General features: G+C 70.7%; 14 protein-coding genes, 1 tRNA gene and 1 pseudogene. 5 read left to right on the top strand and 11 right to left on the bottom strand.

What is annotated here, in order from left to right; genetic code table 11:
- Window positions 1-127 precede the first annotated feature (127 nt).
- Window positions 128-610, top strand: a pseudogene (locus tag O3T09_RS06300) (IS5 family transposase); the annotation flags it as partial.
- Here the strand turns inward: O3T09_RS06300 and O3T09_RS06295 are convergent.
- The 7 genes from O3T09_RS06295 to O3T09_RS06265 all read right to left on the bottom strand — a co-directional run bounded on the left by O3T09_RS06295 (window position 607) and on the right by O3T09_RS06265 (window position 5564).
- Window positions 607-1509, bottom strand: coding sequence for a cytochrome c oxidase assembly protein (locus O3T09_RS06295; RefSeq protein ID WP_036317477.1), 903 nt, complete (start codon window positions 1507-1509; stop codon window positions 607-609). The pseudogene O3T09_RS06300 and the gene O3T09_RS06295 sit on opposite strands and share 4 nt — an antisense overlap.
- A gap of 211 nt (window positions 1510-1720) precedes the next feature.
- The gene (locus tag O3T09_RS06290) at window positions 1721-1951 is read right to left on the bottom strand and encodes a hypothetical protein (protein ID WP_168167992.1); all 231 of its coding nucleotides are present in this window, start codon (window positions 1949-1951) and stop codon (window positions 1721-1723) included.
- 55 nt (window positions 1952-2006) lie between these two features.
- Window positions 2007-2690: a vitamin K epoxide reductase family protein gene (locus O3T09_RS06285; protein WP_080695921.1), complete on the bottom strand. Its 684-nt coding sequence runs from the start codon at window positions 2688-2690 to the stop codon at window positions 2007-2009.
- An 8-nt stretch (window positions 2691-2698) separates the two neighbouring features.
- Window positions 2699-3451, bottom strand: a complete 753-nt coding sequence (locus O3T09_RS06280; protein WP_036317487.1) for a DsbA family protein — start codon at window positions 3449-3451, stop codon at window positions 2699-2701.
- Window positions 3452-3531: 80 nt separating this feature from the next.
- The gene (locus O3T09_RS06275; protein ID WP_041102741.1) at window positions 3532-4449 is read right to left on the bottom strand and encodes a cation diffusion facilitator family transporter; all 918 of its coding nucleotides are present in this window, start codon (window positions 4447-4449) and stop codon (window positions 3532-3534) included.
- Window positions 4450-4521: 72 nt separating this feature from the next.
- Window positions 4522-5235 carry a cation diffusion facilitator family transporter gene (locus O3T09_RS06270; protein WP_036317504.1) on the bottom strand — a complete coding sequence of 238 codons (714 nt, stop codon included), beginning with the start codon at window positions 5233-5235 and terminating at the stop codon, window positions 4522-4524.
- Window positions 5232-5564: an ArsR/SmtB family transcription factor gene (locus O3T09_RS06265; protein ID WP_020628509.1), complete on the bottom strand. Its 333-nt coding sequence runs from the start codon at window positions 5562-5564 to the stop codon at window positions 5232-5234. Before O3T09_RS06265 ends, O3T09_RS06270 begins: the two co-directional genes overlap by 4 nt.
- Before the next feature lie 142 nt (window positions 5565-5706).
- On the opposite strand from O3T09_RS06265, the gene O3T09_RS06260 reads away from it, so the two are divergent.
- Together O3T09_RS06260 and O3T09_RS11885 are read left to right on the top strand one after the other, a co-directional pair.
- A protein-coding gene (locus O3T09_RS06260; RefSeq protein ID WP_102708157.1) for an IS5 family transposase occupies window positions 5707-6601 on the top strand; the annotation gives its coding sequence in 2 pieces (ribosomal slippage) (window positions 5707-6063 and window positions 6065-6601; 894 coding nt in all).
- The gene (locus tag O3T09_RS11885) at window positions 6571-6831 is read left to right on the top strand and encodes a helix-turn-helix domain-containing protein (RefSeq protein WP_083325321.1); all 261 of its coding nucleotides are present in this window, start codon (window positions 6571-6573) and stop codon (window positions 6829-6831) included. Before O3T09_RS06260 ends, O3T09_RS11885 begins: the two co-directional genes overlap by 31 nt.
- Here O3T09_RS11885 and O3T09_RS06255 read toward each other — a convergent pair.
- Window positions 6793-6864, bottom strand: a tRNA-Asn gene (locus O3T09_RS06255). The genes O3T09_RS11885 and O3T09_RS06255 overlap by 39 nt on opposite strands.
- 206 nt (window positions 6865-7070) lie before the next feature.
- Here O3T09_RS06255 and O3T09_RS06250 point away from each other — a divergent pair.
- Window positions 7071-7730, top strand: a complete 660-nt coding sequence (locus O3T09_RS06250) for a PepSY domain-containing protein (RefSeq protein ID WP_070709229.1) — start codon at window positions 7071-7073, stop codon at window positions 7728-7730.
- 81 nt (window positions 7731-7811) lie between these two features.
- Here the strand turns inward: O3T09_RS06250 and dnaG are convergent, their stop codons facing one another.
- From dnaG to O3T09_RS06235, 3 genes are all read right to left on the bottom strand, one after another.
- Entirely contained in the window at window positions 7812-9722 is a 1911-nt protein-coding gene (dnaG, locus tag O3T09_RS06245) for a DNA primase (protein WP_102708158.1), read from the bottom strand.
- Between the two features lie 30 nt (window positions 9723-9752).
- The gene (locus O3T09_RS06240; protein WP_070708491.1) at window positions 9753-9998 is read right to left on the bottom strand and encodes a hypothetical protein; all 246 of its coding nucleotides are present in this window, start codon (window positions 9996-9998) and stop codon (window positions 9753-9755) included.
- 62 nt (window positions 9999-10060) lie between these two features.
- Complete coding sequence (locus tag O3T09_RS06235) at window positions 10061-11002, bottom strand: arsenic resistance protein (RefSeq protein ID WP_373271566.1); 942 nt, start codon at window positions 11000-11002, stop codon at window positions 10061-10063.
- Here O3T09_RS06235 and O3T09_RS06230 point away from each other — a divergent pair.
- Window positions 10976-12559 (top strand): anthranilate synthase component I family protein, encoded by a 1584-nt coding sequence (locus O3T09_RS06230; protein WP_129866888.1) that lies wholly within the window; start codon window positions 10976-10978, stop codon window positions 12557-12559. The two genes, O3T09_RS06235 and O3T09_RS06230, sit on opposite strands and share 27 nt — an antisense overlap.
- The last annotated feature ends 56 nt before the right edge of the window (window positions 12560-12615 follow it).

The following is a 12615-nucleotide window of genomic DNA, read 5'->3' as shown; positions in this document are numbered from 1 at the left end:
TCCCATCACGGTGGCCAGCACCACCACCCAAACGGGCAAACCAGCTGGCCACCAGTGGGCAGTTCTGATGGCCACCAGCGGGAAGAAACACTGGCCGCCTATGGGCAGAACTCAATGGCCCTTGACATCCCGGGGAGGGCTGAGCACGAAGATCCATCAGCTCGTCGATGGGACCGGGCTGCCGCTGGTCAGCCTGATCACCCCCGGCCAAGCCGGGGACTCCCCGATGCTGCTGCCGCTGCTGGGGCGGCTGCGCGTGGCACGGCCGGTAGGGCGGCCCCGGACCCGCCCCGAGGCGGTGCTGGGCGACAAGGCGTACTCCTCCCGGGCGATCCGCACCCACCTGCGTGCCCGCCGGATCAAAGCCGTGATCCCCGAGCCGGCGGATCAGCAGGGCCACCGCAGGCGCCGCGGCTCGGCCGGTGGCCGTCCCGTGGGCCTGGACTCGCAGGCTTACAAGGGCCGGAACGTGATCGAGCGCCAGTACGCGCACCTGAAGCAATGGCGGGGCCTGGCAACCCGGTACGACAAGTACGCGATCGTCTACCGGGCCGCCGTGGTGTTGAACGCTGTGCTCGCGTGGTCCAAACGATTGTCAGACATGCCCTAGCTCTCGTTCCGTCTTCGGGAGAGGCTGGCGAGGTACTCGTTGTAAGAGTCGAGTTCGGCGTCCTCGGCTTTCTGTCGCTGTCTCGAGGTGCGCACGTCGCGGGCTCGCCAGCGGGACAGGCAGACGATGAGCACTACGAACATCGGCAGCTCCGCGTAGGTCCATACCAGCGTGCCGGCGATCGCCTGGTCGATGACGGGGTCATGGCTGCCTGTGGGGGTGGCGTATGCGCTGAACAGCGGTGTGGCGGTACGGAGCAGGATCAGGCCGAAAATGGCGTGGATCTGGATCTCGACGGCGATATCGACGAATCGTGCGGCGAAGGAGGGTTGGCGCGGTAGCGGATCGGAGGACCATAGCGGTGTTGCCGAGACGATGCCGAGGACGAGGATGACGAAGAGCAAGGCGTCCTGGCCGAAGGGGATGCGCATGATGACGCTGATCGCGTCGGTCAGGTAGAGGACCGGGTACAGCAGTATCGCAATGACGATGGCGACCACAGGGTGCAGTGCGGCGCTCCAGAATCGTGAGCGCAGTCCCCCGTGCGCGGCACGGAGCACGAGACGCCCGAGGCCGGTGTGCGGTGTGCTGCGCAGGAGCAGCAGCCCGGGTGACCCTGCGATGAGGAGCGGCGGAACGACGGTCAGCAGGGTGATCTGCTGGAACACCAGCGCTGTGATGGATTCCGTCGCGAGACGGTTCACACCGAACATCGTGATAGCGAAGATCAGGGCGCACCCGATCAGGAACGATGCTGTGCGGGCGATCGCCCAACGGCGCCTGTTTCGCCACATCCAGATCGCTCCTCGCAGATACAGTGCCGCGAACAGCAGAGCGGCGATGCCGACGGGTGAGCCGGTGAGGGGTTCGAACGTGACCCACTGGTCGATCGGCGGCACAGCGAATTTCCCTTCATCGAGGCGATCAAACGTCGGCGACTTCGGCCGCGGTGGTGGTGCCGGAGCGGGGTCAGGTGAGGCCGGAGTAGGAGTGGGGCCTTGGCCCTTGATCGTGGACACGGTGTCGGTTCGGTTATGCCGCTTCCGCAAGCGGCACCGGCTCCCAGGGCAACCAGGTACAAGGGAATCTGCCACCGCTCCAGCCAGCCGATCATGTACTTCCTTTCCGGGCGAGGACCTTGCCTCCATCCTCACGGAGCTGCCCGGTTGTCGCGACGTGGCGGTAGAGGGCCTGTTGGACAAGGAACCTACTGCCTGCCCTTCTCGGTTTCCCAACCTGTGTCCGGCTTTGCCGACAGCTCGGCTCCTCACGCCTCAGGTAGTGCCCGAGCGCCAGCCCTGCTTGGCGGGCGCCGATCACTAGCACGTCGGTCTTGGCCATGGTGTGGTTTCTCCTCGTTGCGGGCGCGTGGGCGGGCCGTAGTGCGGCTGGTGTGTCAGTAACCGGTGAGGGCCGGGAAGAAGGTCCAGAACACCGAGGCGGCCACGGCCACATAGGCGATGGCCACCAGGGTTCCGGCCCAGCCGGCGGAGAACCGCACCACCGCGGCGTGCGCGGGGATCACGCCGTGGGCGAGGTTGCGCACGGTGAGCAGGATGAACAGCGGGATCATCGCCGCCCACACGATCATGCAGTACAGGCACAGGATGTGGATCTCGAACAACGCCTGGGACCACAGCCAGATGGTGAACACCGTGCCGGCGGTGACCCCGGCCTGCAGGCCGGCCCAGTACCAGCGCCCGGGGCTCGCCCCGGAGAGGGTCACCATGGCGGTGGTGATGACCACGGCGAACGCCACGATGCCGATCAACGGGTTGGGGAAGCCGAACAGCTCGGACTGCCAGGTCCCCATCACCTTCCCGCAAGACACCCAGGGGTTGATGTCACAGCTGGTGATGTACCCGGCATCCTCGTACAGCTCCAGGCGTTCGAGCACCAGGATCGCCGAGGCCACCCAGCCGACCACCCCGGTGATCAACAGCACCAGGCCGAACGGACGGTGCCGGGCGACAGTCGGTATCCCCGCTACGTCGGAGGCCTGCCCGGTACCGGCAGGGCGGTCGGTGGTGGTCGTGGGGATCGTCACGGGTGAATTGGTGTCGGTGTCGGGGACACTCATGGGCCCGGTCAGTCCGTCGTGGCGGCGGCGTCGACCTCGGCGCGGAACTGCTCGAGGGTGTTCAGAGTGAGCATCTGTCCGTCCAGGAAGAAGGTCGGGGTGCCCTGCACGCCCAGCGCGGTCCCGTCGGCCACGTCGGCCTCGATGCGGTCGCGGGTGGCCGGGTCAGCCACCGCGGCATCGTAGGCGGCCATGTCCAGGCCGAGATCCTCGGCGTAACCGCGGAACACCGGGCTCCGGTCCTCAGTGGTATGGCTCCACTGCTCCTGGGTGTCGAACATCTGCTGATACATCGCCTCGTACTGTCCCTGCTGGCCGGCGGCTTCCACGGCTACGGCGGCGGTCATCGAGTTGGGATGTCCGGGCAGCGGGAAGTAGCGGTGCACAAAGGTCACCGTGTCGGCGTACTCGGCGCGCAGTTCTTCCACGACCGGGTAGGCGGCCTTGCAGCCCTCGCACTCGAAGTCCAGGAACTCCACCAGCACGGCCTGCTCGTTCGGGGCCTTGGACAGTACCCGGCTGTCTGGGCGCATCACCGGCGTGGCCTCCGAGGGGGCGCTCTGCCCGGTCCCGGAGGAGGCAGTTTGCCCGGAGCCCTGGGGGGCGGCGTCGCGGGGGCCGCTGGCGGCCACCACTCCGACGATCAGCCCGGCCAGCACCACAGCGGCCAGTACGACCCAGACGATGGTCTTGGCCTTGCGGGATGTGGTGCCCGGTGTTGACGGATCAGAGGGGGTCGGATTGCGGGTCGGTGTGCTCACGAAGGGATCCGTTTCGGTCGGTGGCGACGGCACCCTGCCGTCGGGGTGGGAATGAGCTGGGGCTGGGATGCAGGGGTGGGTCAGGGGTGGAGGGTCTCAGTGTGGGGGTGGGTGGCCGGTTCGATTTGGAAGGTGGAGTGTTCGATGGGTACTTGGAAATCCTGGGCCACGCACCGTTGCAGGTCGGTCAGCACAGTGCCCAGGTGCGCGGCGGTCAGGCAGCCGTTGTGCACGGTGACGTGCGCGGAGAGCACGGGGGTGTCGGAGTCGATGCGTGAAGCGTGCAGGTCATGGACCTCCAGCACGTGCGGCAGCTCCGATAGCCGGATGCGGACCGCCTCCAGGTCCAAGCCCTTGGGGGTGGTCTCCATGAGTACGTCGATGGTGTCGCGAAGCAGGATCAGGGCTCTGGGCACGATCAGTGCGGCGATCAACAGGGACACCACCGCATCGGCGCGATTCCAGCCGGTGGTGGCGATCACGATCGCCGAAACGATCACTGCGACCGATCCCAGGGCGTCGTTGAGTACCTCCAGGAACGCGGCCTTCATGTTCAGGTTCTCACCTCGGGAAGAGGCCAGGATCGCCAGACCGATGAGGTTGCCAGCCAAACCGATCACCCCGAACCAGAGCATCGCGGTGGATTCGACCTCGGGGGGTTCGATGAGCCGGCGTACGCCCTCCACGGCTACGAAGCCGCCCACGGCCAGCAGCACCGCGGCCTGCGCGGCCGCGGCGATGATCTCGGCGCGCTTGTACCCCCAGGTGCGCTTGTCCGTGGCCGGGCGCAGCGCCAGGGTCGCGGCGGTCAGGGCGATCAGCAACCCGGCTGAGTCAGTAAACATGTGCCCGGCGTCGGCCAGCAGGGCCAGACTGCCCGAAGCCAGCGCGCCGATGACCTCGGCGACCATGATCGTCGCGGTGATGGAGAAGACCACGGCCAGCCGGCCCCGCCGGCCCGCCGCCGGAAGAGCATGGGAATGATCGTGTCCGCTCATACCGGGGTCTCTTCCACTCGATGAATCATCAGCTTAACGTCACCATCCTGTCCGGCGATACTGAAGGCACGCTCAATGCGCACAGCAGGCGCAATCCGCCCCGCAGCCATCGCCGTCCTTCTCGTTCTGGTCCCCGGCGATCAGCGCGGAGGCGGGGGTGCAGCAGGCATCCCCGCGCCAGGCCTCCACCCCTTCCTTGAGGGCGACGGCGGCGATCACCAGGGCCGCGACTGGGTCGGCCCAGGTCCAGCCCAGGGTGCTGTTGAGGACCAGGCCCACCAGCAGGACCGCCGAGAGGTAGGTGCAGATCAGGGTCTGTTTGGAGTCGGCCACCGCGGAGGCGGACCCGAGTTCGCGGCCAGTGCGCCGCTCGAACCAGGACAGGAACGGCATGATGGCCAAGCTCACGGCGGCCAGCACGATCCCCACCGTGGAATGCTCCGGTTGCCCGGCCCCGAACAGGGTGCGCACGGCGTCGACGGTGATGAAGGCGGCCAAGCCGAAGAAGGAGAAGGCGATCAGGCGCAGCGCCACCTTCTCCCGGCGGTGCGGGTCCGGGGTGGCGAACTGCCAGGCCACCGCGGCGGCGGAGAGGACCTCCACGATGGAGTCCAAGCCGAAGCCGATCAACGCGGAGGACGAGGCCACGGTGCCGGCGGCCAGGGCGATGGCCGCCTCGATCACGTTGTAGGTGATGGTTCCGGCCACGATCCAGCGGATCCGGCGGTGCAGGACCGCACGGCGGTCGTCCGTGAGGGGCTTGGAGCTCAGCGTGAGGGTGCTCATGCGCAGGTGCATCCCGCAGCGGAGCAGCAATCCGGGTCGATGGTCAGCGTCAACTCCAGCAGCTCCCCAAGGGTCTGGCCCAGCCGGGGGTCGGCCAGGGCGTACCAGACGTTGCGGCCCTCGGCGGTAGTGGTCACCAGCCCGCAGCCGCGCAGGCAGGCCAACTGGTTGGACATCACCTGCTTGGACACCCCCAGCTCCCCGGCCAGCGCCGACGGGCGGGCCGGCCCATCACGCAGGGCCAGCAGGATCCGGGTCCGGGTGTCATCAGAGAGGGCATGGCCCAGTCGGGACAACGCCGAGACATGAGTGAGGGTCGTGGTGCTCATGCCTAGAACGGTACAGCATAACGTGTACCCTTGTCGGGGTGCCGCCCGGCAAGCGGCCGGCACCATGGCCCGATCCCAGGAGGTCCGCGCAACTAGGGCGTGTCTGAGAATAGATGCACGAGTCAGCTGAGACCCTGGGGACATGTCCCGGTTCCAGATGCTCTCTGACACCCAATGGGAGTTGATCGCCCCGATGCTCCCGACCCGGACCGGCCGCGCCGGCAGGCCGTTCGCCGACGCCCGCACCATGGTGGAGGCGATCATCTACCGGTACCGGTGCGGAATCGCTTGGAGGGATCTGCCCGAGGTCTACGGGCCCTGGCAGACCGTGTGGACCTGGCATCGGCGCTTGGCCGAAAAAGGCACCTGGGACACGGTGCTGGCCACGCTGACCGCCGCCGCTGACGCCGAAGGCCTGATCGATTGGTCGGTCTCGGTGGACTCCACGATCGCCCGCGCCCACCAGCACGCGACGAACATCACCCGCCACACAGGGGGATGGATCGAACTACAAGAATCCGCGTGAGGAGCCGGCCGATCACGGCATCGGGCGCTCCCGTGGCGGGCTGAGCACGAAGATCCATCAGCTCGTCGATGGGACCGGGCTGCCGCTGGTCAGCCTGATCACCCCCGGCCAGGCAGGGGACTCCCCGATGCTGCTTCCTCTTTTGGAGCAGCTGCGCGTGACCCGGCCAGTAGGGCAGCCCCGGACCCGCCCCGAGGCCGTGCTGGGCGACAAGGCGTACTCCTCCCGGGCGATCCGCACCCACCTACGCGCCCGTGGGATCAAAGCGGTCATCCCCGAACCAGCCGACCAGCAGGGCCACCGCAGACGGCGCGGTGCCCGCGGCGGGCGCCCCATTGGCCTCGACGCGGCCGCCTACAAGGGCCGCAATGTCATCGAGCGCCAGTACGCGCACCTGAAGCAGTGGCGGGGTCTGGCGACCCGGTATGACAAGTACGCGATCGTCTACAGGGCCGCTGTGGTCCTGAATGCTGTGCTCGCGTGGTCGAAGGCATTGTCAGACACGCCCTAGCAGCAGCGCTCGGCGTCTCACAGAGCGGCATCTCACACCGGCTTCGCGCGCGGGTGGCCTTTACGTTGGAGGAGCTGGCCACCATCGCGGAGGTCTTCGACATCACGCTCGCGGAGCTGCTCGGCCCGGTCATCCTCCAGGCACGAAGAAGCCCCCACACCGACATGGTCGGTGCAGGGGCCTCTGCTCGGCTCCCCCGGTTGGATTCGAACCAACAACCCTTCGATTAACAGTCGAATGCTCTGCCGTTGAGCTACGGGGGAATGTGCCGCGAACCGCCGGAGCCGTTCGGACAACGGATGGAACTCTACCAGAGCCCCCGCCCGCGTGCCACCCGGCCGCGGGGCGCCGTCGTCGCCCTGCCCGCCCCCGGGGACCGGCGGCCCTTGCCAGGCACGGCTCCGGCAGGCCTACCGTGCGAGGACATCCCCAGAATCATCAGGAACGGACCCGAAGGAGAGACGTGTCCATGACCATCACGACCCTCACGCGTAAGACCGCCCTGACCGGCACGGGCGTGCTGGCCGCGCTCGCCCTCGCGGCTTGCGGCACCACGGCCGACAACGGCGACGACGGCTCCGTCTCGCCGGAGGTCGACGCCTCCTCGGCAGTGGCGAGCACCCCCGCCACGGACGACGCCTCGACCACGTCGGCCTCGGCGTCGTCGTCGGCGTCGTCGACGGCCGCCGCGGCCAGCAGCGGCTCGGGCACCGGCCAGGCCGACGACCCCGCCTACGCGGTGATCGACGCGGTCCTGGAGAAGCACGGCGACGGCATCATCGTCGAGGTGGACGCCAACGATGACGACACGACCTGGGAGGTCGACGTCGTGGTGGGCGAGGAGGTGAAGGAGCTGGACGTCACCGCCGACGGCGACATCACCGAGACCGACCGCGAGTCGGATCTCGAGGACGTCCAGAAGGCGAAGGACGCCGAGGTCACCGCCCAGCAGGCACTCGACACCGCCCGGGAGGGACGTGACGGGGTGACCCTGGACAAGATGGACCTGGACGACGACAACGGCACCCTCCAGTGGGAGGTCGAGTTCGACCGCGAGGACGGCTCGGACGGCCCCGAGGTCGAGATCGACGCCAGGTCCGGTGAGGTGCTCACGGTCGACGAGCACTGACGCCGCGCGGCCAGCCGGCCGCCGTCTCCCGAACGAAAGCGCGTCTGGGGCCGCCGTTTCCCGAACGAAAACGGGTGGGGGTCAGTCGTCGGCGCGGAGGGCCCGGCGGCGCGCCTCCAGGTCCATGAGCTCGCTGTTGAGGCGGGTGAACTCGGCGGGGTCGCCCTCGGGGCCGAGCCGCTGCAGGCGCCCGAGCAGCTCCTCCTTGCGGTGCACGATCTGCAGGGCGAACAGGCGGTTCATGATGTCCCGGCAGTACCGGTCCACATCCTCGGGAGTGCGGGCGGGCAGGTCGCGGACCGCCAGCTCGGAGACGACGCCGGCCACCTCCTGGGGCACGGCGTCCCGCACGGCGTCGACCCAGCGCTGCGGCGTCGCCCCCGCCGACCCGGCCATCTTCACGCCCTGGTGGACGGCGGCGTACTGCGGGACCGTGAAGCGGGCGGCGTACAGCGCGGTCCACTGCTCCGCGGAGAGCAGGGTCGGATGCTGCAGCACCACCTCGAGGGACTCACGCTCCCGACGGGCGACGGGGTCGCGCGGATCCACCGGCACCACGATCCGCGGCGCCGGGGCGGCGGCCTCCCCGTGGCGGCCCGTGGGCCCGATCGCCTGCCCGTCGTCCGCCAGGGCTGGCCGCGCCTCGGGCTCGGGCCCCCGCCGCGGCGCGCGCCCGGCCGCGACCACGGCGCGGTGCACGGCGTTCGGGTCCAGACCGAGCCAGCCGGCCAGCTCCCGCTCGTAGCCGGGACGCAGGACGGCGTCCTTGATGCCCGCCACGATCGGCGCCGCGTGGCGCAGGGCACCGGCGCGGCCCTCCACGGTGTCGAGGTCGTAGTCCTTGAGCCCGGCCCGGATCGCGAACTCGAAGAGCGGGCGCCGCGAGGCGATGAGCGCGCGCACCGCCTCGTCGCCCTTCTGCATGCGCAGATCGCACGGGTCCATGCCGCTGGGCTCCACGGCCACGAACGTCTTGGCGAGGAAGCGGTGGTCCTCGTCGAACGCCTTGAGCGCGGCCTTCTGCCCGGCCTCGTCGCCGTCGAAGGTGAAGATCACCTCGCCGCCCGTGCCGTCGTCGGAGATCAGGCGGCGGGCCACCTTGATGTGGTCCGCGCCGAACGCGGTGCCGCACGTGGCCACCGCCGTCCCGACACCGGCCAGGTGGGCCGCCATCACGTCCGTGTAGCCCTCGACGAGCACCAGCTGGCGCTCCTTGGCGATCGTCCGCTTGGCCAGGTCGATCCCGTAGAGCACCTGCGACTTCTTGTAGAGCGGCGTCTCGGGGGTGTTGAGGTACTTGGGCCCGGGGTCGTCGTCGTACAGCTTGCGCGCGCCGAAGCCGATGGTCGCGCCGGTCATGTCCCGGATGGGCCAGAGCAGGCGGCCGCGGAACCGGTCGTACAGGCCGCGCTGCCCCTCGGACACCAGCCCGGAGGCGCGCAGCTCCTCGTCCCGGAACCCCTTCTGCCGCAGGTGGTCCAGCAGATGCGACCACCCCTGCGGGGCGTATCCGAGGCCGAACTGCGCCGCGTGCTCCTGTGTGAATCCCCGCTGGGTGAGGAAGTCGCGGGCGGCCTGGGCCTCAGGCGAGCCGAGGGCCCGACGGAAGAACTCGTCCGCCACCTTGTTCGCCTCGAACAGGCGACGACGGCGCCCCGTCTCCGCCTTGTCCGGGCCGGTGCCGCCGTCCTCGTAGTGCAGCTCCACCCCCACGCGGGACGCCAGCCGCTCCACGGTCTCCGTGAACGTGGTGTGCTCGAGTTCCATCAGGAAGCTGATGACGTCCCCGTGCGCGCCGCAGCCGAAGCAGTGGTAGGTGCCCACGCCGGGGCGCACGTGGAACGACGGCGTCCGCTCGTCGTGGAACGGGCACAGCCCCTTGAATGAGCCCACGCCCGCCGAGCGGAGGGTGACGAACTCCTCCACGACGGCCTTCAGATCCGTGCGCTCGCGGACGAGGTCGATGTCCTTGCGCACGATCAGTCCAGCCATGCGGACCATTCTAGGGACGGGGCGGAGCGGTCAGCCCCGAGCGGAACCGGCCTCCGTGGACGGCTCGGCCTCCGCTGCGGCCTGTGCAGGACCGGTCCCCGCCGCGCGGGGCGCTTCGGTCCGCGCCGCGCCCGCTCCCTCGGACGCGGGACGCCCGGTGGCGGGGTCGATCACGGGCAGCGCGCCGGTGGCCGCCTCGACCAGCGGATGGAACAGCGCGGCCGAAGCCAGGCCGCCGTGACGGCGGCGCGCCGAGGACACGAACGAGAGGCTCATGTCGCCCACCATAGCGACCCGCGACCGTGATTCCGGTCACGGGAAGGCAACATTCTGGGCGGTCAGGTCACGGTTCGACGCGCGCCCGCCCCCGCGGACTGCCCGTGCAGCGGCAGCAGCCGGGGCACCAGCCGGACGAGGCTCACCATCACCCCGAGCTCCACGAGCGTCTGCGTCACCACCACGAGCGGGGCCGGGTCCAGGCTCGCCGGCAGGGCCAAGGTCAGCGGCAGCACGACCAGGGAGTTCCGCGTCGCGCCCGAGAACACGAGCGCCCGCCCGGCGGGCACGTCGAGGCGCGCCCACCGCGCAGCCACCACGCCGAGGGCCACCGTCACGGCGGCGAACGCCGCGAACAGGGGCACGACGGCGGCCAGCGCGGGCAGCTGCTCCCCCACCCCGCGGATCTGTGAGGCGACCACCGTGAACAGCGTGACGACCATGAGCGGGACCATCGCCGCCGTGAACCCGCGCACCACCCCGGCCGCCGCGCACCGCACCCCACCGCGGCCGCGCACCGCACCCCACTGGAGCAGCGCCGCGAGCGCGAGCGGCAACAGGATCAGCACCACCAGCGCGCGGACGAACGGCCCGGCGTCGACGGCGGCGACCGCCTCCGGACCGGCGAACGCCCGCAGCAGCACGGGCAGCACGACCAGCTGGACGAGCATAAGCAGCGGAGCGGCCGCCAGCAGCCTCTCGGCCACCCCGCCCGCGAGCGCGGTGAACGCGATGACGTAGTCCACGCACGGGGCCAGCAGCACGAGGAGCACGCCCACGAGCAGCGCGTCGTCGTGGGCCACGAACCGACTCAGCCCGAACACCACCGCCGGCACCACCACGAAGTTCAGGACCAGCAGGGACGCCAGGAACCTGCCGTCCCGCAGGCCCGCGCCCAGCGCGGGGAACGGCACCGCCAGGAACGTCGCCAGCGTACGGAGCGATCCGGACGGGGGCTGACCCCTACGCTGGGGGCCATGCCCACCGCGCCCGCCCCGCCCCAGGACGCCTCCACTCCCCTGCACGTCGCCGTCCGCACGCTCGACGCCGCGGCGCTCGCCGCGGCCGGGCACACGGCGGCGACCGCCGTGGCCGCGGTCTATGCGCACGCCGTCGTGCGCGGGGCCGCGTCGTTCTGGCTGGACTCCGCCCTGCCGGACCCGGCCGAGGCACGCTGGTCCGTGGCAGGCGACGGGCTGGATGTGCTCGGCGAGGAGCATGGCCGTGCGCCCTCCCCCGGCCCGCGGCTGGTCCGGCACGACGACCCCGCCGATCCGGACCGCGCGTGGGCGGACCTCGCGGCCGCGGCCGCACCCCGGCCGGTGGTCGGCGGCGAGGGGCTGCCCCTGCGCGGCGGCCTGGTCGGCTGGCTCGGCTACGAGCTCGGCCTGGCGGATCTGGGGGTGACACCGCCCTCACGTCGAGCCGAGGACCCCGCGTCCCTGCCCGCGCAGTTCTGGGTGCGCCCGTCCCGCTACGTCGTGGCGGACCACGCGGCCGGGGTGCTGCACTGCTGCGTGGCCTCCCTCGATCCGACCGCCGCGGAGACCGGGGCCGACCGCTGGGCAGGGGACGTGCGCCGCGCCCTCGCCGCGGCCCGCCGCGCTCTCGAGACGGCGTCGGGCGACGTCGTCGTGCCCCCGCCGCGGGACGCCGGTCCGGGACCACGGGCCGATGAGGAGGCGCCGGGCACGTGGCGCGAGGACCGGGCAGCGTACGCCGAGCAGATCGCCCGCTGCCGCGCCGCGCTGCACGCCGGCGACTCCTACGAGCTGTGCCTGACCACCCGCTTCGACGCCGACCCCGGGCTGCGCGTGGACCCGCTGGTCCTCTTCCACGAGCTCGCCGCGCACCAGCCGGCCCCGTATGCGGCGCTGCTGGAGCACGGCACGGGTGCCCGCCGGTGGGCCGTGGTCTCGGCCTCCCCCGAGCGGTTCCTCGCCGGGCGCGCGGGCCGGTACAGCACCAAGCCGATCAAGGGCACGGCCGCCCGCCTGCCCGACCCGGCCGAGGACGCCGAGGCCGCCCGCGCGCTCGCCGCCGATCCCAAGACCCGGGCCGAGAACCTCATGATCGTGGACCTGCTGCGCAACGACCTCTCGCGGGTGTGCGAGCCCGGCTCCGTGCAGGTGCCCTCCCTCATGGCGGTGGAGAGCTACGCGACCGTCCACCAGCTCGTCTCCACCGTCACGGGCACCGCACGAGCCGGCGTCGAGCCCGTGGACGTGGTGCGGTCGCTGTTCCCGGGCGGGTCGATGACGGGCGCGCCGAAGCGACGCAGCGTCGAGCTGCTGGCCGCGTGGGAGGCCTCCCCGCGCGGGGTCTACTCCGGGGCGCTGGGGATGCTGAGCGCGGACGGGACGACGTCGTTGTCCGTCGTGATCCGCACGGCCGTGCTCACCGGGGGCCGCTGGTCCGTGGGGGCCGGCGGGGCGATCGTCGCGGACTCGGACCCGGCCGCCGAGCACGACGAGGTCCTCCTCAAGGCCCGCGGCCTGCGCCGGGCCCTCGCCCGCGCCGCCGGCACGGGCCTGCCGACGACGTCGCCCGACCTCACCTGACCCCACTCACGGGTTCGGGGGCGATATTCGGCGGTATTCCGACGGAATAACGCCGC

The organism is Micrococcus sp. H39-S4 (assembly GCF_027158145.1).
Taxonomy (GTDB): Bacteria; Actinomycetota; Actinomycetes; order Actinomycetales; family Micrococcaceae; genus Micrococcus; species Micrococcus luteus.
This window is presented reverse-complemented; position numbering and strand designations above follow the sequence as displayed.